Origin of the sequence: Roseovarius sp. (assembly GCF_030373445.1) — a bacterium.
GTDB lineage: Bacteria > Pseudomonadota > Alphaproteobacteria > Rhodobacterales > Rhodobacteraceae > Roseovarius.
The window spans coordinates 504,254-525,504 of record NZ_JAUCYU010000002.1 but is presented as its reverse complement, the minus strand read 5'-3'; the positions used below and the strand labels follow the sequence as shown (position 1 = coordinate 525,504).

Here is a 21,251-nt window from a genome sequence, read left to right as displayed (position 1 = left end):
TTGCCGTGTATATGAGCATCATGCTCATCACGCTGTCATTTCCCTCCGCCGGTGACCTGCCCGACCTCTCCGCGCTCTGCCTCCGGTCCAAGGCGCACTGGGGCTACGACGCGGTATTCATGGCCGCCTGCCGCGAGGAGCTGACCCTCACTGAAACCGATCTCGTGACCTCCGCACTCACCGCCGCCTACCGGGACGGGTCCCTCGCCGGCGTGGCCCAAGTCAAGACCGAGGAAAACGGCGCCGAGATCTGGAAGCTCTTCGTCGACCCGCCCCACATGGGCACCGGTGTCGGCCGTCAGCTTTTCGCATGGTGCGTGGCCGAGGCCCGCAAACTCGACGCCGCCGAATTGCGGATCGAGGCCGACCCCGAAGCCGTCCCCTTCTACCAGCGCATGGGCGCGAAAATCGCCGGCAGCGCGCCTTCCGGCTCCATCCCCGGCCGCCGCCTGCCCCTCCTGCGCTACACGCTCAGATAACCGGCAGCTCAGCCCCCGCCAGCGGCGACAGCACCCGCGGCGCGCCCTCCGTGATCACGATATTCTCCTCGTGCACCATGATCCGCCCCGGCACCGTCTCCACACCCGGTTCCAGCGTGATCACCATCCCCGGCTGCAACACCGTCCGGTCCTTCGCCGTCAGCGAAAGCCCCTCGGTCAACTGCATCCCAAGCCCGTGCCCCAGCCGCCCGGCACCCTCTCCACCGCCTGTGACGGCCGCCATGGCCTGCCAGACCTCGTCGGCCCGCACACCGGCCCGTGCCACCTCCAGCCCCGCCTGCACCGCCTCCAACAGCCGCGCATGCGCCGTCCTCTGCCCCTCCGACGCGCGCCCGATTGCGAAATTCCGGTCATAGTCGCAGAAATACCCGTCCCGCACCGCCCCGGTATCCAGCATCAGGATATCGCCCTCCGCCAGTGGCACCTCCGTCGCCGGCGAGATCACGTCCGCATATCCCTCCGGCCCGGCCCCTCCCGCAAGGTACGGCACCCAGTCCGCCCCCTCCTCCAGCAGCAACCGCTGGAAATCCCGGAACACGCGCGACAGCGCCACGCCCGGCGCGGCAATTTCGCCCACACGCGCAAAGGCCCGCGCCGCCACGTCACAGCTTTCGGCAATCTTCCCGATCTCCGCCGCCGACTTGATCGCGCGCAACCCTGCCACGATCCCCCGGTCATCGGTGAATTCCATCCCCGCCAACCGCTGAACCCGCCCGAAATCCGAAAGCGGCATCCGCAGATGCGTCTCCAGGTGCGACGGCACCCCCACCGGCCCGCCCACCTCGCGCAGCGCATCGGCCAACAGGCTCACCCCGTCATCGTCGGGGTCCGGCGCCGCCCATGTCCGGATGTCCTCGACCCATGTGCTCGCCATCAGCGCCGCCCCGATCGACGGGATCACCGCGATCGGCTTCCCCTCCGCCGGAACCACCAGGAACCACGGCCGGCTTGGCGATTCCCAGAACCGCGTCAAAAACCCGGTGAAATACCGCACCTCCGGCTCGGTCGTCAGCAACAGCGCGCCCAGCCCCTCTTCGGCCATCCGCGCCTGCGCCCGGGCCACCCGGCCCTCGTACTCGGCCACGGGAAAGCCCCGGCTCACTCGGCCTCCTCGCTGATGACGACCAGCACCCGCGCCCCCGCGCCCGGGTTCATCTCCTTCACCGCGGCAATCCCCGCCGCGGCCGAACTCGTCGTCGCCATCCCCTGCGCCTCCAGCTCGGCCAGAACCCCCTCGGCCTCGGCATCGCTCACCGTCACGAACGCATCCGCATCCCGCGCCAGGCCCTTCAGCGCGATCAGCGACGGCGCCTTGCAATCCAGGCGCCCCATGTTCGACACCGGCCCCTCCGTCACCACCGGGCGCCCCGCCCGGATGCTTTCCATCAGCGCCGGCGCGGCGGCGGGCTCGACCACGATGATCCGCGGCGCCCCGCCCCAGCACGACCGGAAATAGGCGGCACAGGCCCCGGCCAGCCCGCCGACCCCGGCCTGCAGGTAGATATGCGTGGGCGTCTCCGGGCATTGCTCCACCGCCTCGGCGGCCAGCGCGAGATACCCCTCCATCAGACGGTGCGGGATATCCACATACCCCGGCCACGAACTGTCCGACAGCAGCGTCCAGCCATTCTCCGCCGCCGCCCGCTCCGCCGCCGCCATGCTGGCCTCGTACTCCGCCCCCTCGCGCACCACCTCGGCGCCCTTGTCCCGCAAGCGCTGGGCAAACCCCTCGGGCACCGTCTCGGCCAGGTAGACCACGGCCTTCGCCCCGAACATCCCTGCCCCGGCCGCCACCGACATGCCGTGGTTCCCGGCACTCGCGGTCACGTAGGTCCGGCCCGCCAGCGCCCGGCTCATATCCTCCGCCCCTGTCGCCTCCGCCTCGTGCGCGATCACGTAGGCCGCCCCCAGCGCCTTGAAGCTGCCCAGCCCCATCCGCCCGCGCTCGTCCTTGGCCCAGACCGTTGCACCGAACCCGTCCAGCACCGTCAGCGGCGTCATCCCCGCCGCCGGACAGCGCGCCAGCAGGGCCTGCGGTCTCCCAGCCTGCACGCTCGGCCACGGCACGCCTGCCATCACCTCGTCGTCCAGCCCGCCCCGCATGCGCCACGCGTTCTCGAGTATGTCCATCACCGACCTCCTCGGCGCAGCACACAGCGCAGGCGCGCCGGGGTCAAGGGCGCGTTGGCCCGCTTCCCGCGAAAATCCGGACGCCGGCCCCCGGTTCCTTCCGTTCGCGAAGGCCCGGCCTTCCCCCGAGTAAATCAAGGAACATGAGCCCGCTGCCTTTGGTTGGGCGGGTACGAAGGCCGGCAGGACCGGCCGAACGACCGCCGCAGCATCCGCTGCAACAGGCAACTGACAGGAGATTTACGAATGACCTTCCACAAACTGGCCCTCGCCACGATCCTCACCAGCGCGACCGCCCTTGGCGCCTATGCCCAGGACAATGCGATCGAGGACAATGCGATCGAGGAAAAAGGCCACGAGATGGAAAACGCCGCCCGGGCCGACGAGGCGCCCGGCATCGACGAATCCACCGATTATGACGCCGAAAGCTACGGCATCCGGGGCGACGAGGTCGTCTCCGTGGGCCCGGAGCAGGACGCGACCGAGCAAGGTGTGAACGATGACGTGGCGCCCAACGAGGCGGCCACCACGGCCCTCACCGAGCCCGAGAACATCCTCAACGCGGCCAAGCAGGGCACCCCGGTCTACTCCGTGACGGGGGAAACGATCGGCGCGGTCGCCGCGACCCGTGACGACGCCGAGGAAGGCGCGATCGTCATCGTCGATGTCAGCGAGCAGGCCGGCCTGCCGGTACCGGCGCTGGCCTTCCCGATCGCCACGCTGCAGGTCGTCAAGGAAGGCGGCGCACTCGAGTATCACTCGCGCCTCGCGCACCTCGAAGAGCACATTCAACAGGTTCAGGGCGGCTGAACGGCCCGTCCCTGCCCAACTGCGGCCCAATTTGCTTGGGCCGCAGTTTATCCTCCATATTCATGTACATACAGCGCGAACTTAACACCGGATTCGCAACGATACGGACAAGTTATGGAACTTTCCGATGCCGGTCACGTTCCCCCTGCATGTCCCCGGCGCCCAATCGGCATCGGGAACTCATCGTTAGGAAAGGTGACGACCATGGAATTCAAGACCCTCGCACTGACAACCGCCCTGGCCACCACGCTGGCCCTCCCCGTTTACGCCCAAGGCGTCGGCGGCTCCGCTGAAGCGGGTGCCGGCGCAGAAGCCGGCGCTGCCGGTGTTGGCGCAGATGCCGGTGCCAGCGTCGGCGCGGACGTGGGGGCCGATGTCGGCACCGACGGCGCCAGTGTTGGCGCAGATGTCGACGCTGGGGCAAGCGCCGGCGCCGACACCGATACGGCAGACAGCGGCGCCTCGGTCGGCGCGGACGCGGACGCGGATGCCAGCGCCTCCGCCGACGCGTCCGACAGCGACAGCAGCGACACCGCCGACAGCAGCGATTCGTCCGACAGCGACAGCTCGGACACCGCGGACAGCAGCTCGACGTCCGACAGCGAAGACGACAGCAGCGCCAGCGCATCGGCCACCGCCGACACCGAGTCGAGCGGCGAGTTGAACGTGACCGTCGATACCGGCGCCACCGTCATGTCCACCGATGGCGAGATCATCGGCGAAGTGAGCGGCACGCGCATCGACGAGAAGGACGGTAGCACGCAGGCCATCATCGATCTTGCCGACAACCTCGGCTCCCCCGTGGCCCAGGTCGCGGTCGAGGCGCAGGATCTCACCGACCGCGCCGATGGCGAGCTGACCTACGGCATGACTGTGGCCCAGCTGCAAAGCCGGATCGCGGCACAGGTCGAAGCGACCAGCACCAACTAAGCCCATTTTCCGGGCCGGGCCGCACCACCATGCGGCCCGGCCTGTCCCGTGCGGGCCAGGCCCCGCCACTGCCCCTTTTCCCCCGCGCCCGTATGCCCTAAAGAGACCCCAAGGCGGACCACCCGAGGGGATTGACGAGCAATGGAAGAGCCGGCCATCACGCCCGAGCTGATCGAGGCCCACGGCCTCAAACCCGACGAATACGACCGGATCCTTCAGATCATCGGCCGCGAGCCCAGTTTCACCGAGCTGGGTATCTTTTCGGCCATGTGGAACGAGCACTGTTCCTATAAATCCTCCAAGAAATGGCTCCGCACCCTGCCCACCGACGGGCCCCAGGTCATCTGCGGCCCGGGCGAGAATGCCGGCATCGTCGATATCGGCGACGGCCAGGCCGTGGTCTTCAAGATGGAAAGCCACAACCACCCCTCCTATATCGAGCCCTACCAGGGCGCGGCCACCGGCGTCGGCGGCATCCTCCGCGACGTCTTCACCATGGGCGCCCGCCCCATCGCCTCGATGAACTCGCTCTCCTTCGGAGAACCCGCGCACCCCAAGACCCGCCAGCTCGTGCATGGCGTGGTCGAGGGCATCGGCGGTTACGGCAACTGCTTCGGCGTCCCCTGCGCGGGCGGAGAAGTCCGCTTCGACCCCGCCTATAACGGCAACTGCCTCGTCAACGCCTTCGCCGCGGGCCTCGCCGACACCGACAAGATCTTCTACTCCGCGGCATCCGGCGTCGGCATGCCCGTCGTCTATCTCGGCGCCAAGACAGGCCGCGACGGCGTCGGCGGCGCCACCATGGCCAGCGCCGAGTTCGACGAGTCGATCGAGGAAAAGCGCCCCACCGTCCAGGTCGGCGACCCCTTCACCGAGAAACGCCTGATGGAAGCCTGCCTCGAACTGATGGCCACCGGCGCCGTCATCTCGATCCAGGACATGGGCGCCGCCGGCCTCACCTGCTCGGCCGTGGAAATGGGCGACAAGGGCGGCCTCGGCATCCAGCTCAACCTCGACCAGGTGCCGCAGCGCGAAGCGAACATGACCGCCTACGAGATGATGCTCTCGGAAAGCCAGGAACGGATGCTCATGGTCCTGCGCCCCGAGAAGGAGGCCGAGGCCCGCGCCGTCTTCGACAAGTGGGATCTCGACTTCGCCATCGTCGGCGAGACCATCGCCGAAGACCGCTTCCTCATCCTCCACGGCAACGACGTGAAGGCCGACCTGCCGCTCGCCACCCTCTCCGGCTCCGCCCCCGAATACGACCGCCCGTGGAACGAGCCCGTCCCGGCCGAGGCGCTCGAGGACACCGCGATTCCCGCCGTCGCCCCCGTCGACGGCCTCCGCGCCCTCATCTCCTCGCCGAACTACTGCTCGCGCGAATGGGTCTACGAGCAATATGACACCATGGTCATGGCCGACAGCGCCCGCACCCCGGGCCTCGGCGCCGGCCTCATCCGCGTGCACGGCACCGACAAGCTGCTCGCCTTCACCTCCGACGTGACCCCGCGCTACGTCAAGGCCGACCCGGTCGAGGGCGGCAAACAGGCCGTGGCCGAGGCCTACCGCAACCTCACCGCCGTGGGCGCCACGCCGCTCGCCTCCACCGACAACCTCAATTTCGGCAACCCCGAAAAGCCCGAGATCATGGGCCAGTTCGTCGGCGCCATCCGCGGCATCGGCGAGGCCTGCTCGGCCCTCGACATGCCGATCGTCTCGGGCAACGTCTCGCTCTACAACGAAACCGACGGCACCGCGATCCTGCCCACCCCCACCATCGGCGCCGTGGGCCTGATCAGCACCCCGGACGACGCCATCACCGGCACCGCCCGCGACGGCCATGTCGCCATCCTCGTCGGCGAAACACAAGGGCATCTCGGCCAGTCCGCCATCCTCGCCGAGGTCTTCAACCGCGCCGAGGGCGCCGCCCCGCCGGTCGACCTCGCCGCCGAGAAGCGCAACGGCGATTTCATCCGCGCCAACGCCCGCCTGATCCGCGCCTGCACCGACCTCTCCGATGGCGGCCTTGCCCTCGCAGCCTTCGAGATGGCCGAGGCCGCCGGCGTCGGCGTCCAGCTCGACAGCGCCGACATGGGCCAGCTCTTCGGCGAGGACCAGGGCCGTTACCTGATCGCCTGCAGCTTCGACGCGGCCGAGGCCCTGATGGCCGCCGCGGGCCAAGCGGGCGTGCCCATCCAGACCGTCGGCCGCTTCACCGGCAGCGATGTCAGCTTCGGCGGCACCTCCGCCCCGCTCGCCGACCTCTCCGAGCTCTACCGGTCGAGCTTCGGCAGCCATTTCGGCTAGGCCCGTGCCAACCGCGCCCGCCCGCCGACGGCTCGTCTTCCTCGTCGGCGCGCATAAAACCGCGTCCAGCCACCTGCAGCAAAGCCTGCTCGACGCCGCGCCGGCCCTCACCGCCCGCGGCGTCGCCATCCTGCCGCCGAAAGTCATCCGCGCCGACCTCACCCCGGTCTCGGCACTGGTACGCGACGGCATCTCCCCCGAGATCGGCCAGGGCGCGGGCGCGGCCTTCCTGTCCCTCCACGGCGGCCCCGCCCCCACGGTCGTGCTGATGGACGAGAACATCCTCGGCAGCACCGACCGCAAGATGCTGATGCGCAAGACCCGGCTCTACCCCTGGGCGCATCACCGCCTCGGCCGCATCATCTCCCTCTTCCCCGGCCACGACATCGAGATCGGCCTCGCCATCCGCAGCCCGGCCACCTTCCTGCCGTCGTGCTGGAGCGAAAGCCTCCACCACGGGCCCTATGAGCCCTTCCGCCGCTTCATCAAGGGCGTCGACCCGCTCGCGTTTAGCTGGTCCGCTCTGGCAGACCGCCTGCACGACGCGGCCCCTCACGCCCGCATCATCGCCTGGCGCTACGAGGATTACCCGCAGGTCTTCCCCCACCTCACCGCCCGCCTGCTCGGCCCCGACGCCGGCCCACAGGTCAGCCCCGTCGACCGCATCATGCGCCCCGGCCTCTCGGCCAAGGCCGCCCAATGGCTCGGCCAGCAGCAGACCCCCGACAAGGACACCGTCCTCGCCGCCCGCAAACGCTTTCCCAAGCAGGAAAACGCCCCCGGCCTCGACCCCTGGACCGCCTCGGACCACGCCGCCATGGCCACCGCCTATGCCGACGACACTGCCGCCCTCACGACCTTGCCCTACGTCCACCTCGTCACCCCAGACAGCCCGCCCGCGATCCCTTCCGACGCTTGAACCCCACCCCGAACCGTCATAAGTCTGGGCCAGACACAGCAAGGGGGAAACCGCGCATGGCCATGCAAGCCCAGGAAATCGAGGATCTGATCCGCAAGTCATTTCCGGACGCACAGATCACGATCACCGACCTTGCGGGTGACGGCAACCACTACGCCGCCGAGGTCATCGACGCCTCCTTCAAGGACATGAACCGCGTCCAGCAGCAGCGCGCCGTCTACGCCGCCCTCAAGGGCAAGATGGACGGCCCCGATGGCGACCTGCACGCGCTGGCGCTCACCACCAAGGCCCCGGCCTGACCCACGCCAATCGCCGGGACCGCTCTTGACCTGGGGCGCGCAATGGCCATCTGTGACACGGAAAGCATCCGCGACTGTATCGCCACGGGATCGTTGCCCGACATCGATCCGCACCCCCTCGCCATCCTCGTCCTCGCCCCCTTCATCGTGATCTTCGGCTGGGCGGCATGGGTGGAATTCCGGCGCTGGTGGCGTTACGGTCCATCGCAAAACCGGCGCAGCGCCTTCCCCTTCGACGAGGATGCGCCAAGCTACGAACCCCCCGAGGAGGCGGATGCCGAAAGCCCCCCTCCCGACCACGACCAGGAACAGGAACGCCGCAATGACTGACGCCAAGACCCAGATCGACGAAATCGTCAAAGCCAATGACGTGGTGCTCTACATGAAAGGCACCAAGACCATGCCGCAATGCGGCTTCTCCAGCCGCGTGGCCGGCGTGCTCAACTACATGGGCGTCGAATATACCGACGTGAACGTGCTGGCCGACGACGCGATCCGCCAGGGGATCAAGGATTACTCCGACTGGCCGACCATCCCGCAACTCTACGTGAAGGGCGAATTCGTCGGCGGCTGCGACATCATCACCGAGATGACCCTCTCGGGCGAACTCGACCAGCTTTTCGAGAAATCCGGCGTCTCCTACGACAAGGACGCCGCCGAGAAGATCCGCGAAGCCAACGCGTAATTCAGGCGTCGGAGTGGGGGCGCTGCCCCCACGCCCCCGGGATATTTCCGGCCAGAAGAAGCACAGGGCGCAGGAGCCAATCGTAGGCCGGGCTTCAGCCCGGCACCCGCCCCTTCACAACGGCCACAACACCAGTGCCGCGCCCCCGGCCATCGCGACCGCGCGCAACACCAGGCTCTTCCGGCGCACCAGCGCAAAGCTGATCGCCGCCAGCCCCGCCCCGATCTTCACCGCCGCCACCACCGCCATCACCGGCGTCTCGACCATCTGCGTCACCTGCGGCGCGGCCACCATCCCCAGCGGGATCAGGTAGAGCCCCACCCCCAGCGTCATCGCCGTCAGAGCCACGCGCAGCCAGTTCTCCCCGATCATCCCCGCCGCGATGAACACCGCGCCGCACACGGGCGGCGTGATCGTCGACAGAAGCGCATACCAGAACACGAAGAGATGCGCCTGTAACGGGTCCATTCCCAGCTCGATCAGCGCCGGCCCCGCCACCGACACGCAGATGACATATGCCGCCGTCGTCGGCACCTCCATCCCCAGGATCAGGCAGGCGAACGCCGTCAGCAGCAGCGACGGCCACAGCATCCCCCCCGAGGCCGACAGGATCAGCGAGGTGATCTTGACGCCAAGCCCCGTCACCCCCAGCACCCCGATCACCAGCGAGGCGCAGAAGATGATCGACCCGATCAGCGCCACCTGCCGCCCGGCGGTCAGCAGCGCGGTCTCGAACCGCGACACGAACCGCCCCAGGTCGAGCCGCAGATCAGCCCCAGTCAATAGCAGCGCCACCCCGGCAAAGATCGACAGGCATGCCGCGTATTGCGGCGTCACGCCCAGCCCAAACATGCCCCAGAGCAAAATGAAGAACGGCACCAGGAAGAAGGCCGAGGTTACCGCCACGTCGCGCCCCGCCGGCCGGTCCTCGGCCCGCAGGCCCCGCAGGTCGAACCGCCGTGCATAGCCGTCGATCCCGATCCAGACCGCCCAGAAATACAACAGAGCCGGCAGCGTCGCCGCCGCCATGATGCCGGTATAGGGCACCCCCGTCAGCTCGACCATCACGAAGGCCCCGGCCCCCATCAGCGGCGGCATGATCTGCCCGCCGGACGAGGCCACCGCCTCCACCGCCCCGGCGATGCGCTTCGGGTACCCCAGCCGCTCCATCGCCGGCAGGGTGATCGCCCCCGTCGAGGCCACGTTGGCCGAGGCCGAGCCCGAGATCGACCCGAAGAGCGCCGAGGACAGCACCGACACCTTCGCCGCCCCGCCCTTCAGCCGCCCGGCGGCGGCCGAGGCCACGTTCATGAACCCCTGCCCCGCCTCGCCCGCGTTCAGCACCGCGCCGAAGATCACGAACACCGCCACCACGTTCACCGACACCGCGGTCAGCGTCCCCCACAGCGCGCCCTCGGAAATCGTCAGCGTGCCAAGGAAACTCTCCAGCGGCGTCCCCGAATGCCCGAACCGCCCCGGAATATACTGGCCGTAAAGCCCGTAGAGCAGCGCCACCGCCGCCACCAGCGGCAGCGGCCAGCCGATCGACCGCCGCGCCGCCTCCAGCACCACCAGCACCAGCACCGCCGCCAGCGCCACTTGGAAATTGCCTTCGAGAAACCCGTACTGGTCCCCCAGCATCTCGCGGTTGAAGACGATCCACAGCGCCGCCCCCATCCCCAGCGCGGCCAGCACCACGCCCGACCACAGCGACACCCCCTGCCGCCCCCAGATCAGCACCCAGGGCAGCACGAAGACAAGGTGCATCGGCCGGCTCACAAGGTTCGGCACCAGCCCCGAGAACACCAAGCCAAGGTGAAAAACGACAGAGGCCAGCGCGAAGCTGGCCCAGATCACCCGCGCCAGGCCTGCCGGCGCGGGGCTGTCGGTCGAGGTCAGGCTCACTTCTGATCGTCAGTGAGCGTAAAGCCCGCTTCCTCGTAATAGCGCACGGCGCCGGCGTGGATCTGGCCGGTGATGTTCTCCATCAGCGCCTCGTCGACGCCGCCCCACCACTTCGCCGCCTCGGCCATGCTGGCCTTCTGCTCCCAGTAGGTCTTGGTCAGCTGGTAGGCGGTCTCGTCATCCATCTTGGTCGTGGTAAACGCCACCACCGGAAGCGAGGTCGTCACGATATCCTCGTCCTGGCCCGCATAGGTGCCCGCCGGGATGACCAGCTTGGTGCGCTTGGTCTCGGCGATCTGCTCGTCGCTCAGCGACAGCACGTGCACCCCGGTCGAAGCCGCGGCCTCCACCACGTTCGGCGCGGGCCAAGAGCCGGCGGTCACGAACCCGTCGATCTGGCCGTTCTGCATCGCCGGCACGGCGTTCGACAGCTCGACATCGGCGATGCTCACCTCGTCCTGCACCCCGAACAGCTCCAGGTACTTCTCGCCCTCGGTGGCGCCGAAGCTGCCCTTGCCCAGCAGGATCGTCTTGCCCTTCAGGTCGTCGAAGGTCTTGGCCCCGCTCTCCTCGGTCATGACGAAATGCATGGTCAGCGACGGAATCGGGAACAGCGCCCGGATATCGTCGAAGGCCGGGTCGCCCTTGCCCTCGAACATCGCCTTGCCGCCCTGCGCCAGGCTCACCAGCACCGGCGGCGTGGTGAAGACGTAATCGCCCCCGCGGCCACGCACCTCCATCACGTTCTGGACCGACCCCTGGCTTTCCTCGACGGTCACGCTGATCTCGCCCCCGCTGGCCTCCTGCATCGCCTCGGCGATCTGCACGGCCATCTGGTAGTAGGACGAGGCCGTCTTGGCCGACTTGTAGGTGACACGGGTTTCGGCGGCGGCCGGAACGGCCATGGCGGCGGCGACGGCCAGCGCCGTGAATGCACGGAACTTCATGGAAATTTCCTCCCTTAACAGATGGCGGCATTAAGGCCATTCCGCACGGTGGGGTCAATGGGGTCGCGGCCGCATTTCCCGAAAGAAATCAGCGCCCGCCGGGGCCTCCGGCAGGCGCTGACCCGTGATCGTGCAACCGGCTCAGATGTCGAGCGTGTGGTCCTTCTCCCACTGCGAGAAATGCGCGCAGTAGCTGTTCCACTCTTTCGTCTTCAGCTTGATGAACGCCTCCGAGAACGCCTCGCCCATCATCGACTTGAGCTCCCGGTCGCGGTTGAAGGTCCGGATCGCATCCAGCATGTTCAGCGGCAGTTTCGGCGCGCCGCGCACCTTGTGGCCCTCGGCATACATGTCGATATCGTGCCGCTTGCCCGGGTCCGCCTTGCTGCGGATGCCCGACATGCCCGCGGCGATCACCACCGCCTGCAGCAGGTAGGGGTTGGCCGCGCCATCCGCGAGCCGCAGCTCGAACCGGCCCGGCCCCGGCACCCGCACCATGTGCGTGCGGTTGTTGCCCGTCCAGGTCACCGTGTTCGGCGCCCAGGTCGCACCCGAGGTCGTGCGCGGCGCGTTGATCCGCTTGTAGCTGTTCACCGTCGGGTTGGTGATCGCCGCCATCCCCGAGGCGTGCTTCATGATCCCGCCAAGGAAATGCGCGCCCTGCTCCGACAGGCCAAGTTCGCCCGTCGGCCCCTCGCTCTTGTCGGTGGCGAACATGTTGGTCTTGGCCTTCTTGCCCGGCGCATCCCAGACCGAGATGTGCACATGCGCGCCGTTCCCCGTCAGCCCTTCCACCGGCTTCGGCATGAAGGTCGCGCGGAAACCGTGCTTCTCGGCCACCGACTTGGTCATGAACTTGAAGAAGGAATGCCGGTCCGCCGTCACCAGCGCGTCGTCGAAATCCCAGTTCATCTCGAACTGGCCATTCGCATCCTCGTGGTCGTTCTGGTACGGGCCCCAGCCCAGCTCCAGCATGTAATCGCAGATCTCGCGCACCACGTCATAGCGGCGCATCACGGCCTGCTGGTCATAGCACGGCTTCTCGGCCGTATCGAACTCGTCCGACAGCGCATTCCCGTCCGGCGTCAGCAGGAAATACTCGGCCTCGACGCCGGTCTTGACGTGCAGGCCCTCTGCCGCCGCCTCGTCGATCAGCCGCCGCAGCACGTTGCGCGGCGCCTGCGCCACGTCCTCGCCTTCCATCACCGGGTTGGCGGCCACCCAGGCCACCTCGGGCTTCCACGGCAACTGGATGACCGAACTCGCGTCCGGCACCGCCAGCATGTCGGGATGCGCCGGCGTCATGTCGAGCCAGGTGGCAAAGCCGGCGAACCCGGCCCCGTCTTCCTCCATGTCCGAAATCGCCTGCGCCGGCACCAGCTTCGCCCGCTGCCCGCCGAACAGGTCGGTGAAGGAAATCATGAAGTATTTTACGCCCTTGTCCTTCGCAAAGGCGGCCAGACTCTTGGTCATACGTGAATGCTCCCGGTTGGTTTTTCTGTCAGTTCGACGATCTCGAAATCCACGAGATCGTCCCAATGCCCCACCCATTTGTCAAAGGTTTCGGGCGCGTCGGTCTCCATCAGCTGGAAGCAGGTGTCGTCCTGCCCGGAAAGCCAGCTGTCGAGATATCTCAGGCCATCGGGCAGCATCCGGCCCTTCTCCGCGAACCGCTGGTAGACAGCGGCGGAAGAGCCGGATCTGAACCGTTCGATGACCATGTAAAGCGGCATCAGAACCCTTGGCCCGGCATTCCCGGATACCACGCCGTCCCGGCCAGCGGCACCTTGGCCATAGCCGCCGCTTCCATCGTCAGCGCCGCCAGGTCTTCCGGTTCCAGGTTATGCACGTGGTTCTTGCCGCAGGCCCTTGCCAGCGTCTGAACTTCAAGCGTCATCACCTTGAGATAATTGCGCAATCTCCGCCCCGCTTCCACCGGGTCAAGCCGCTTCGACAGCTCCGGATCCTGCGTCGAGATACCGGCCGGGTCGCGCCCCTCGTGCCAGTCGTCATAGGCGCCCGCGGTGCTGCCCAGCTTCTGGTACTCGTCTTCCCATTTCGGGTCGTTGTCGCCGATGGCGATCATCGCCGCGGTGCCGATGCTCACCGCATCCGCCCCCAGCGCCAGCGCCTTCGCCGCATCCGCGCCAGAGCGGATGCCGCCCGACACGATCAGCTGCACCTCGCGATGCATGCCCAGGTCCTGCAGCGCCTGCACCGCCTCGCGGATACAGGCCAGCGTCGGAATGCCCACGTGCTCGATGAACACGTCCTGCGTCGCGGCGGTACCGCCCTGCATCCCGTCGATCACCACCACGTCCGCCCCGGCCTTCACCGCCAGCGTCGTGTCGAAATAGGGCCGTGCCGCGCCGACCTTCACGTAGATGGGCTTCTCCCACGCGGTGATCTCGCGCAGTTCGAGGATCTTGATCTCAAGGTCATCCGGCCCCGTCCAGTCCGGATGCCGGCAGGCCGACCGCTGGTCGATCCCCTTGGGCAGGGTCCGCATCTCGGCCACCCGGTCGGAAATCTTCTGGCCCAGCAACATGCCGCCGCCACCGGGCTTGGCGCCCTGGCCGACCACGACCTCGATCGCATCCGCCTTCCGAAGGTCAACCGGGTTCATCCCGTAACGCGACGGAAGATACTGGTAAACCAGCGTTTTCGACTCGCCCCGCTCTTCCTTCGTCATGCCCCCGTCACCGGTGGTCGTCGACGTACCCGCCGCACTCGCCCCGCGCCCCAGCGCCTCTTTCGCCTGCGCCGACAGCGCACCGAAAGACATCCCCGCAATGGTGATCGGGATCTTCAGCTCGATCGGCTTCTTCGCGAACCGCGTGCCCAGCGTCACGCTCGTATCGCACCGCTCGCGATACCCTTCCAGCGGGTAGCGGCTCATCGACGCGCCCAGGAAAACCAGGTCGTCGAAATGCGGCACCCGGCGCTTGGCGCCCCCGCCGCGAATGTCATAGATGCCCGTGGCCGCCGCCCGCCGGATCTCGGCATTCACGTCCGGCGTGAAAGTGGCGGAAAAACGCGGCGGAGTCCGCGGGGCGTGTGCATTGTCCTTGGCCATGTCCTGCGCTCCTCAATAGGCGTTGTCGATATCGAAGTTGTAAAGCTGCCGGGCCGAGCCATAGCGGCGGAACTCTTCCGGCTTGGCGTCCGATCCGGCCCGTTCCAGAAGGTCGGCCAGCTTTTCAAGGTGCTCGGGCCGCATCTCCTTCTCGATGCAGTCGGCGCCGAGGCTCTTCACGCTGCCCCGCACGAACAGCTTCGCCTCGTAGATCGAGTCGCCCAACGCATCGCCGGCATCGCCGCACACCACCAGGTGCCCCGCCTGCCCCATGAAGGCCGACATGTGCCCCACGTTGCCATGCACCACGATATCGATCCCCTTCATGGAAATCCCGCAGCGGGACGAGGCGTTGCCCTTGATCACCAGCAGCCCGCCATGGCCCGTCGCCCCGGCATACTGGCTGGCATCGCCCTCGACCACCACCGTGCCGCTCATCATGTTCTCGGCCACGCCGGGCCCCACCGAGCCCGTCACGTGCACCGTCGCCTGCTGGTTCATGCCCGCGCAGTAATACCCGGTCGAGCCCTTCACCTGCACCTCGATCGGCGCATCCAGCCCCACGGCAATCGCGTGACTGCCCCGCGGGTTCACCACCTCCCAGGCGGTTTCGTTCGTCTGCGCGGTCTGCGCCTGCAACGCCTCGTTCAGGCCGCGCAGGCCCTCGGCGGCAAGGTCATAGGTCTGCATGTCTCAGTGCCTCCAGAAATAGACAGTGGCGGGCTCCGGCTCCCAGACCTTGGCATCCTCGATGCCCGGCAGGTTCACCAGCGCGCGGTATTCGCTGCCGAACGCCACGTATTGATCGGTTTCGGCCATGACGGCCGGCTTGCAGGCGATCGGGTCGCGCAGCACGCCGAACCCGTCCTTGGTGCCCACGACGAAGGTGTAGAACCCGTCCAGATCGTCGAGCCCCGCCTCCAGCGCCTCGCCAAGGCTGGCGCCCTCGCGCATCTTCCACGTCAGGTACGCGGCCGCGACCTCGGTGTCGTTCTGCGTCTCGACCTCCACGCCCTCGTGCTTCAGCTTGCGCCGCAGGGAGTTGTGGTTCGACAGCGACCCGTTATGCACAAGGCACTGGTCGCCCCCGGTCGAGAACGGGTGCGCGCCCAGCGTCGTCACCGCCGATTCCGTGGCCATCCGCGTGTGCCCAATGCCATGGGTGCCGGTCAGCTTGGGGATGTCGAAGCGCTTGGCCACGTCACCCGGAAGCCCGACTTCCTTGTAGATTTCAATGACTTCCCCGGCACTCATCACCCTCACATCTGGACGATCCGCCTTCAGCGCCGCCCGCGCCTCGGCCATTTTCTCCTCGGGCAGTTCCAGCACCGCGTGCGTGTCGATCACCCGGCAGGTCACATCCGCCCCGATCGCCTGTCCAAGTGCCTTGTCCAGCCCCGCGAACCGCGACGGGTCCGCCGCCTGCACGGTCAGCTTGGCAAAGCCGTCACGATCCGTGCCGTAAACCGCGATCCCCGCGCTGTCGGGCCCCCGGTCCGACATGGTGATCAGCATATCCGTCAGCATCTCGCCCAGCTTCGGCTCGAGCGATTTGTCCTTCAGAAACAGTCCGACGATTCCACACATTGGCGTCTCCATACCTGGTGTTGAAGACACGCTAGCCTGATTCCGAATAAAGTTCAATATCCGGAATTATAGTTTCCTGTGGGGAATATTCATCCGCCGCCCTGCGGGTAGGAAATCACCGACAGGTACCGGATCGGCAACTGGATCAGCTCATGCGGCCCGTGCGGCGCGTCGGCATCGAAGAACAGGCTGTCGCCGGGCCGCAGGTGAAAGCTCTGGTCGCCATGGCGATAGCCCACCTCCCCCTCGAGGATGTACAAAAGCTCGATCCCCTCGTGCTGGAACGTCTCGAACGTGTCCGATGCCTCGGACAGCGTGATCAGGTAGGGCTCCACCACGACACCGCTGTTATTGGCCCCGATATGGCCCAACAGGTTGTACTGGTGCCCCGCCCGCGTGCCGGCCCGCTCGATCTCCAGCGCCTCGCCCGCCTTCACATGCACCGCCTCCCGCCGCTCCTCGAACCGGCGGAAGAACGACGTCACCGGCACCGACAGCGCCGCCGACAACGCCTGCAACGTGGTCAGCGAGGGCGACGTCACCCCGTTCTCGATCTTCGACAGCATCCCCACCGAAAGCCCCGTCACCTCCGCCAAGTCGGCCACGGTCATCCCCCGCGCATGGCGGAACTCGCGCACCTCCCGGCCGATCGCCGTCTCGAGGTTTTTCTCGCGGCTTTCCCGAAGCTTGTGCGGATCCTGGCTTAGTTTCGACCCCATGCGCGTGTCGGCCTCCCGGTTGCGGAAAACCAAGGATGCGCAAAGCCCCGGCCGATTGCAAGCGCTCAGGCTTCCAGCTCGGCATCCCAGTAAAGGAAGTCGATCCAGCTGTCATGCAGGTGGTTCGGCGGGAACTTGCGCCCCATGTTGCGCAGCTCCTCCGCCCCCGGCGCGCGCGGCGGTTTCTGCAGCGTCATGCCCACCTGCCGCAGGCTCTTGGCCCCCTTCCGCAGGTTGCACCGCGAACAGGCCGCGACCACGTTTTCCCAGGAGGTGATTCCGCCCCGCGCCCGCGGCACCACGTGGTCGAAGGTCAGCTCGCCCTTCGAGCCGCAATACTGGCAGCGGAATTCGTCCCTCAGAAAAAGATTGAAGCGCGTGAATGCCACGCGCTTCTGGGGTTTGACGTAGTCCTTGAGGACGATCACGCTCGGGATGCGTATCTCGGTACTCGGGCTTCGGACCGTGTGTTCGTATTCGGCAACGATATCAACACGATCGAGGTAAACCGCCTTCACCGCGTCCTGCCATGGCCAAAGCGACAGCGGGTAGTACGAGAGCGGCCGGTAATCGGCGTTCAGCACCAGCGCCGGATGATGCTTCAGCGCTGACGGCTCCCTGACAAACTCGGTTCTGAAATCCCCATCCATGACAGCCACTCGCTCCCGCCCGGTTCACCTCTTGTTTTTGCTCGGGGGCGGCACAGCCCGCCCCGTCGTGATGTTCACTATATATCGTGTTTCGGACCTGACAAGCCCCACGAATTGCGGAACATTTTGGGGTTTGAGTATGCTGATTCCGTAACCCTATTGTGACACTTATCCACAGCTCTGCCCGGGGTTTGTGCAATGGTGGAACGACCCTACATAAAGGGCATGACCTACCCCGCAGACCTGCCCCCGGCCCCGCCCCCCGGCGCGATCCTCGAATCCGCGCTCTACGCCGACAATCTCGACGCCGCCGCCGCCTTCTACGGCGATGTCATGGGCCTGCCCGAGGTCATCCGCGTCGAGGGCCGCCACATTTTCTACCGCGTGGGCCCCGGCATCCTGCTGGTCTTCAACCCCGACGCCACCGCCGAAGGCTCCACCAACCCCAAGCTCCCCGTCCCGCCCCACGGCGCCCACGGGCCCGGCCACCTCTGCTTCTCCGCCACCGCCGAAGAGCTCGACCAGTGGCGCCACCGCCTGCAAGCCGCCGGCCATCCCATCGAGGCCGATTTCCAATGGCCCAACGGCGCCCGCTCCATCTACTTCCGCGACCCTGCCGGCAATTCCATCGAGATCGCCGAGCCGCGCCTGTGGTTTGACGAGGAATAAAGCTGCGCGGAATCAAGGGCAAAGCCCCCCGCCCCGGCCCCCGAGCCGGGGCCTCGCACCTAACAGGGAAACACGGACGCCGCCGCGCCAGCCAGGTGGCAAAAGAAATTGATCACCCGCGTGGTGATCCGCGCCCGGTTGAAGGCGATGTCCATCAGGAAGGCGAACAGCACCCCGACAAAGCCCAGGTAACTCCACCCCCAGTAATCGTTGAAGACGATCGTCCACAGCCAGTTCTGGTTGAACACGTAGAAATAGGTCGCAATCACAGTCGCCACCGAAAGCAGCAGCGAAATCGGCAACAGGTGCGCGCTGGCGCGGCCCTTGAACACCGCCAGGGCCAGCGCCATCAGGAACACCACCAGGTTGGACGCGCAGAAGACCTTCAGGTCGCGCCGCAACTCGGCAAGTACCTCGTCGTATTCTTTCTCGATAAACGCCTCGATCCGCGCCCGCCCTTCTTCCGTCGCGCGCAGTACCCCCTCGAAAAACGCGGTGACGTCCTCGCGCACGGCCGCCTGCCGGTCGCAGTCGATCTTGCAGCCCGCGGTCAGCACATCCGCGACGAACTTGTCGAACCCCGCCTCCAGCCGCGCCTTCTGTTCCTCGATGGAGTGCGTGAACCGCTCCGCCAGCCCTTCCGCAAGCCCCTTCAGCCGCCCCGCCCGATCCTTGAGCTGATGCGCGGCGATCGTCTCCTGGAACCGGTCGGACACCTGGCTCACGGCAAAATCCTGCACCATCCGGTCCACCCTGTCCGGCGCCGTCACTAGCACGACCAGCGCCGCCCCGAAGATCACGACCCCCGCAAGGCTCAGAAGGATGTTCAAATTGCGAAACCAGGCCAATCTCTGCATCTTTGACTTTCGAAAATGGTGTCCTGCCCAAAAGCTAAAGGATTGGCCTCGCAACGCAACGCTCTCCCCGCCCCCGCGGCCCGCCCACGATAACCCGTTGCGCAACCGCCCCGGTGACATCCCAAGACCTTTAACAGAAGTGTTGATGATCTCGACCATGTAAGACTCGATCACATAAAGGGCGATCGTCCGCTTCGAGCCCTTCCTGCTCCTTCGACACACAGCAGCGAACGACCGGTCCTGCAACAAGACAGAAACGTGCCAGAACCAAGTAGGTTTTGCCTTGGGGTTCCGTCACGGCTAGCACTCTGAGAATGCGGATGGACTAACGGAAGGACAGATACCACCGCTATTGGCGCAGCGGTTTGGGCAAGGGGTTTTCGCGCCATCCCGCATGCACCGCTCAATCAACGTAAGCAGGTTAGGAAAGAAGTTGAAGCCAGAACTCCACAAACTCCTGATGGCCGGTTTATTGATGCGAATACTGGTGATCCTATTGAGGGAAATCATGACCTCGGTCATAAGTACGGGCACGAATTTAGGCGTGAGAAAGCAAAAGCTGAAGCTGAAGCTGAAGGGCTGAGCCAGCCAGAATTCAACGAAAGGATGAACAACCCTGATCTGTACCAAATCGAAGACCCCATAAATAACAGAGGTCACAGATTTGAAAAACCAGGAAACGACTGAAAATGAAATCACACAAATTACGGGATGCTGTATTCCGTTTCGATCTGAATGAGATTGCGCAGCTGCTTGGAAGCGGATGTGGAATAGATGAGATTGATGAAGATGGCCGAACGGCACTAATGCATACAGCTATCGATGGCCAGTCGGAAATTTCGAATTTCCTGATTGCGAAAGGCGCAAAAGTTAATGTGCAAGATGGTCAGGGTTGGACGGCACTTCACTTCGCAATTCAGAACGGCCACAATGAAATCGCGTTCGATTTGCTCGACAATGGCGCGTTAGCAAATTTAAGGGATGTGCACGGTAATTCGCCATTGTTTCGAGCGGTTTTTGCCAGAGCAGATCAGACATTGATTTCAAAACTTGTAAAAGCAGGCGCTGATCCGGATGCGGAAAACCTGCATGGCGTATCTCCCCGAAAATTGATGAAAACCATGGGTATCACGGTAAGCTTCTGATCTCTCGATAGACGTTTCAGTACTGAATTACCCGACCTCCGGCGGTCGGCATCGGAGTTTCCAACGCCGCTGGCGAGAGGGCCGAGCGGCGCAGCTACCACTCCAAGTTGACCGATGCTGCATCCCGCTCCAAGGTCCGCTATGTTCATGTCAAACATGCAAAGTTTGGATCGATTTATTCACCTGCCCCCGCAGATTTCTGCGGGGGCATTGGCATATTCTGAGCAGTATTGCACATGGGGTCGCGCTTGAGTCTTCAACACATCCGGTGAGAGGCCGAGGCTTTCACCCCGGCCCCCCCAATCAATCCTAAGACAGACTCAGCCGGCCTTCTCGACCGCCCGCTTGGTCATTACCTTCGCGATATGCGCCCGGTAATCGCCCGAGCCATGCACGTCGGAAATCATGTTCGACCCGTCCAGCTTCAGCCCGTCCAGCGCCCCGGCCGAGAAATCCGACCCAAGCGCCGCCTCGGCCTCCGACCAGCGGAACACGCCCTCGTTCGAGGCACCCGTCACCGCCACGCGAACCCCGTCCGCATATTTGGCCACGAACACGCCCACCAGCGCAAAGCGCGACGCCGGCTGTTCGAACTTCATGTAGGCGGCGGTTTCCGGCACCGGGAACTTGATCTCGGTGATGATCTCGCCCTCCTCCAGCGCCGTCTCGAACATGCCGGTGAAATAGTCATCCGCCGCGATCTCGCGCTTGTCGGTCCGGATCACGGCACCAGAGCCCAACGCCGCCGCCGGGTAACACGCCGACGGGTCGTTGTTGGCCAGCGACCCGCCGATCGTCCCGCGGTTGCGCACCGCCGGGTCGCCCACGTTCGAGGCCAGCGCCGCCAGCGCCGGGTAATACTCCTGCGCCGCCACATCCGCATGGATCGTGGCCGCGCCGATACAGACCCGCCCGTCATCGTCGACACAGATCCCCTTGATCTCGTCGATGCCGGTCAGGCTCACCAGCTTCGAGGGCATCGCCAGCCGCTGCTTCAGCGACGGGATCAGCGTCTGCCCCCCGCTCAGCGCCACCGCGTCCTCGTCCGTCATCGCCTTGACCGCATCGGCCAGCGTCTTCGGGCGTTCGAAATCGAATGCATACATGGGTTACGTC

24 protein-coding genes are annotated in these 21,251 nt (G+C 66.0%); 11 read left to right on the top strand and 13 right to left on the bottom strand.

Annotated features, from left to right (window positions below):
- The first annotated feature begins 11 nt into the window (after nucleotides 1-11).
- Nucleotides 12-479 carry a GNAT family N-acetyltransferase gene (locus QUV18_RS06165; RefSeq protein ID WP_300892556.1) on the top strand — a complete coding sequence of 156 codons (468 nt, stop codon included), beginning with the start codon at nucleotides 12-14 and terminating at the stop codon, nucleotides 477-479.
- Here QUV18_RS06165 and QUV18_RS06160 read toward each other — a convergent pair.
- Nucleotides 472-1,602, bottom strand: coding sequence for a Xaa-Pro peptidase family protein (locus QUV18_RS06160; protein WP_300892554.1), 1,131 nt, complete (start codon nucleotides 1,600-1,602; stop codon nucleotides 472-474). The genes QUV18_RS06165 and QUV18_RS06160 overlap by 8 nt on opposite strands.
- The gene (locus QUV18_RS06155; RefSeq protein ID WP_300892553.1) at nucleotides 1,599-2,630 is read right to left on the bottom strand and encodes a pyridoxal-phosphate dependent enzyme; all 1,032 of its coding nucleotides are present in this window, start codon (nucleotides 2,628-2,630) and stop codon (nucleotides 1,599-1,601) included. Before QUV18_RS06155 ends, QUV18_RS06160 begins: the two co-directional genes overlap by 4 nt.
- A gap of 246 nt (nucleotides 2,631-2,876) precedes the next feature.
- Here QUV18_RS06155 and QUV18_RS06150 point away from each other — a divergent pair, with 246 nt between their 5' ends.
- From QUV18_RS06150 to grxD, 7 genes are all read left to right on the top strand, one after another.
- Nucleotides 2,877-3,440 (top strand): hypothetical protein, encoded by a 564-nt coding sequence (locus tag QUV18_RS06150; RefSeq protein ID WP_300892551.1) that lies wholly within the window; start codon nucleotides 2,877-2,879, stop codon nucleotides 3,438-3,440.
- A gap of 204 nt (nucleotides 3,441-3,644) precedes the next feature.
- A complete protein-coding gene (locus QUV18_RS06145; RefSeq protein WP_300892550.1) occupies nucleotides 3,645-4,370 on the top strand; it encodes a hypothetical protein in 726 nt (241 codons plus the stop codon).
- 141 nt (nucleotides 4,371-4,511) lie between these two features.
- Nucleotides 4,512-6,677 carry a phosphoribosylformylglycinamidine synthase subunit PurL gene (gene purL, locus QUV18_RS06140; RefSeq protein ID WP_300892549.1) on the top strand — a complete coding sequence of 722 codons (2,166 nt, stop codon included), beginning with the start codon at nucleotides 4,512-4,514 and terminating at the stop codon, nucleotides 6,675-6,677.
- A gap of 4 nt (nucleotides 6,678-6,681) precedes the next feature.
- Nucleotides 6,682-7,596, top strand: coding sequence for a hypothetical protein (locus tag QUV18_RS06135; protein ID WP_300892548.1), 915 nt, complete (start codon nucleotides 6,682-6,684; stop codon nucleotides 7,594-7,596).
- A gap of 56 nt (nucleotides 7,597-7,652) precedes the next feature.
- The gene (locus tag QUV18_RS06130) at nucleotides 7,653-7,895 is read left to right on the top strand and encodes a BolA/IbaG family iron-sulfur metabolism protein (protein ID WP_057816621.1); all 243 of its coding nucleotides are present in this window, start codon (nucleotides 7,653-7,655) and stop codon (nucleotides 7,893-7,895) included.
- Between the two features lie 42 nt (nucleotides 7,896-7,937).
- Nucleotides 7,938-8,225, top strand: a complete 288-nt coding sequence (locus QUV18_RS06125; RefSeq protein ID WP_300892546.1) for a hypothetical protein — start codon at nucleotides 7,938-7,940, stop codon at nucleotides 8,223-8,225.
- Nucleotides 8,218-8,580 carry a Grx4 family monothiol glutaredoxin gene (gene grxD, locus QUV18_RS06120; RefSeq protein WP_300892545.1) on the top strand — a complete coding sequence of 121 codons (363 nt, stop codon included), beginning with the start codon at nucleotides 8,218-8,220 and terminating at the stop codon, nucleotides 8,578-8,580. Before QUV18_RS06125 ends, grxD begins: the two co-directional genes overlap by 8 nt.
- Nucleotides 8,581-8,694: 114 nt before the next feature.
- On the opposite strand, the gene QUV18_RS06115 is transcribed toward grxD, so the two are convergent.
- From QUV18_RS06115 to QUV18_RS06075, 9 genes are all read right to left on the bottom strand, one after another.
- Nucleotides 8,695-10,485, bottom strand: a complete 1,791-nt coding sequence (locus QUV18_RS06115) for a TRAP transporter fused permease subunit (protein WP_300892544.1) — start codon at nucleotides 10,483-10,485, stop codon at nucleotides 8,695-8,697.
- The gene (locus QUV18_RS06110; RefSeq protein WP_300892543.1) at nucleotides 10,482-11,432 is read right to left on the bottom strand and encodes a TAXI family TRAP transporter solute-binding subunit; all 951 of its coding nucleotides are present in this window, start codon (nucleotides 11,430-11,432) and stop codon (nucleotides 10,482-10,484) included. The genes QUV18_RS06115 and QUV18_RS06110 overlap by 4 nt, the downstream gene beginning before the upstream one ends.
- Nucleotides 11,433-11,573: 141 nt before the next feature.
- Complete coding sequence (gene glnT, locus QUV18_RS06105; protein ID WP_300892541.1) at nucleotides 11,574-12,905, bottom strand: type III glutamate--ammonia ligase; 1,332 nt, start codon at nucleotides 12,903-12,905, stop codon at nucleotides 11,574-11,576.
- Nucleotides 12,902-13,165 (bottom strand): DUF3303 family protein, encoded by a 264-nt coding sequence (locus QUV18_RS06100; protein ID WP_300892539.1) that lies wholly within the window; start codon nucleotides 13,163-13,165, stop codon nucleotides 12,902-12,904. Before QUV18_RS06100 ends, glnT begins: the two co-directional genes overlap by 4 nt.
- Entirely contained in the window at nucleotides 13,165-14,508 is a 1,344-nt protein-coding gene (locus QUV18_RS06095) for an FMN-binding glutamate synthase family protein (RefSeq protein ID WP_300892538.1), read from the bottom strand. The genes QUV18_RS06100 and QUV18_RS06095 overlap by 1 nt, the downstream gene beginning before the upstream one ends.
- A gap of 12 nt (nucleotides 14,509-14,520) precedes the next feature.
- Nucleotides 14,521-15,198 (bottom strand): GXGXG domain-containing protein, encoded by a 678-nt coding sequence (locus QUV18_RS06090; protein WP_300892537.1) that lies wholly within the window; start codon nucleotides 15,196-15,198, stop codon nucleotides 14,521-14,523.
- A gap of 3 nt (nucleotides 15,199-15,201) precedes the next feature.
- The gene (locus QUV18_RS06085) at nucleotides 15,202-16,095 is read right to left on the bottom strand and encodes a glutamine amidotransferase family protein (RefSeq protein ID WP_300892536.1); all 894 of its coding nucleotides are present in this window, start codon (nucleotides 16,093-16,095) and stop codon (nucleotides 15,202-15,204) included.
- 89 nt (nucleotides 16,096-16,184) lie between these two features.
- A complete protein-coding gene (locus tag QUV18_RS06080; RefSeq protein ID WP_300892668.1) occupies nucleotides 16,185-16,814 on the bottom strand; it encodes an XRE family transcriptional regulator in 630 nt (209 codons plus the stop codon).
- 65 nt (nucleotides 16,815-16,879) lie between these two features.
- Nucleotides 16,880-17,464 (bottom strand): HNH endonuclease, encoded by a 585-nt coding sequence (locus QUV18_RS06075; protein WP_300892534.1) that lies wholly within the window; start codon nucleotides 17,462-17,464, stop codon nucleotides 16,880-16,882.
- Nucleotides 17,465-17,689: 225 nt separating this feature from the next.
- Between QUV18_RS06075 and QUV18_RS06070 the strand changes: the two genes are divergently transcribed.
- The gene (locus tag QUV18_RS06070) at nucleotides 17,690-18,133 is read left to right on the top strand and encodes a VOC family protein (protein ID WP_300892533.1); all 444 of its coding nucleotides are present in this window, start codon (nucleotides 17,690-17,692) and stop codon (nucleotides 18,131-18,133) included.
- Between the two features lie 59 nt (nucleotides 18,134-18,192).
- Here QUV18_RS06070 and QUV18_RS06065 read toward each other — a convergent pair whose 3' ends face one another.
- A complete protein-coding gene (locus tag QUV18_RS06065; protein WP_300892532.1) occupies nucleotides 18,193-18,990 on the bottom strand; it encodes a hypothetical protein in 798 nt (265 codons plus the stop codon).
- A 351-nt stretch (nucleotides 18,991-19,341) separates the two neighbouring features.
- Between QUV18_RS06065 and QUV18_RS23555 the strand changes: the two genes are divergently transcribed.
- Both QUV18_RS23555 and QUV18_RS06055 read left to right on the top strand, forming a co-directional pair.
- Nucleotides 19,342-19,677, top strand: coding sequence for a GH-E family nuclease (locus QUV18_RS23555; protein ID WP_366914619.1), 336 nt, complete (start codon nucleotides 19,342-19,344; stop codon nucleotides 19,675-19,677).
- A 2-nt stretch (nucleotides 19,678-19,679) separates the two neighbouring features.
- Nucleotides 19,680-20,135 carry an ankyrin repeat domain-containing protein gene (locus QUV18_RS06055; protein WP_300892531.1) on the top strand — a complete coding sequence of 152 codons (456 nt, stop codon included), beginning with the start codon at nucleotides 19,680-19,682 and terminating at the stop codon, nucleotides 20,133-20,135.
- A 320-nt stretch (nucleotides 20,136-20,455) separates the two neighbouring features.
- Here the strand turns inward: QUV18_RS06055 and QUV18_RS06050 are convergent, their stop codons facing one another.
- A complete protein-coding gene (locus QUV18_RS06050; protein ID WP_300892530.1) occupies nucleotides 20,456-21,241 on the bottom strand; it encodes a xanthine dehydrogenase family protein subunit M in 786 nt (261 codons plus the stop codon).
- Between the last annotated feature and the right edge of the window lie 10 nt (nucleotides 21,242-21,251).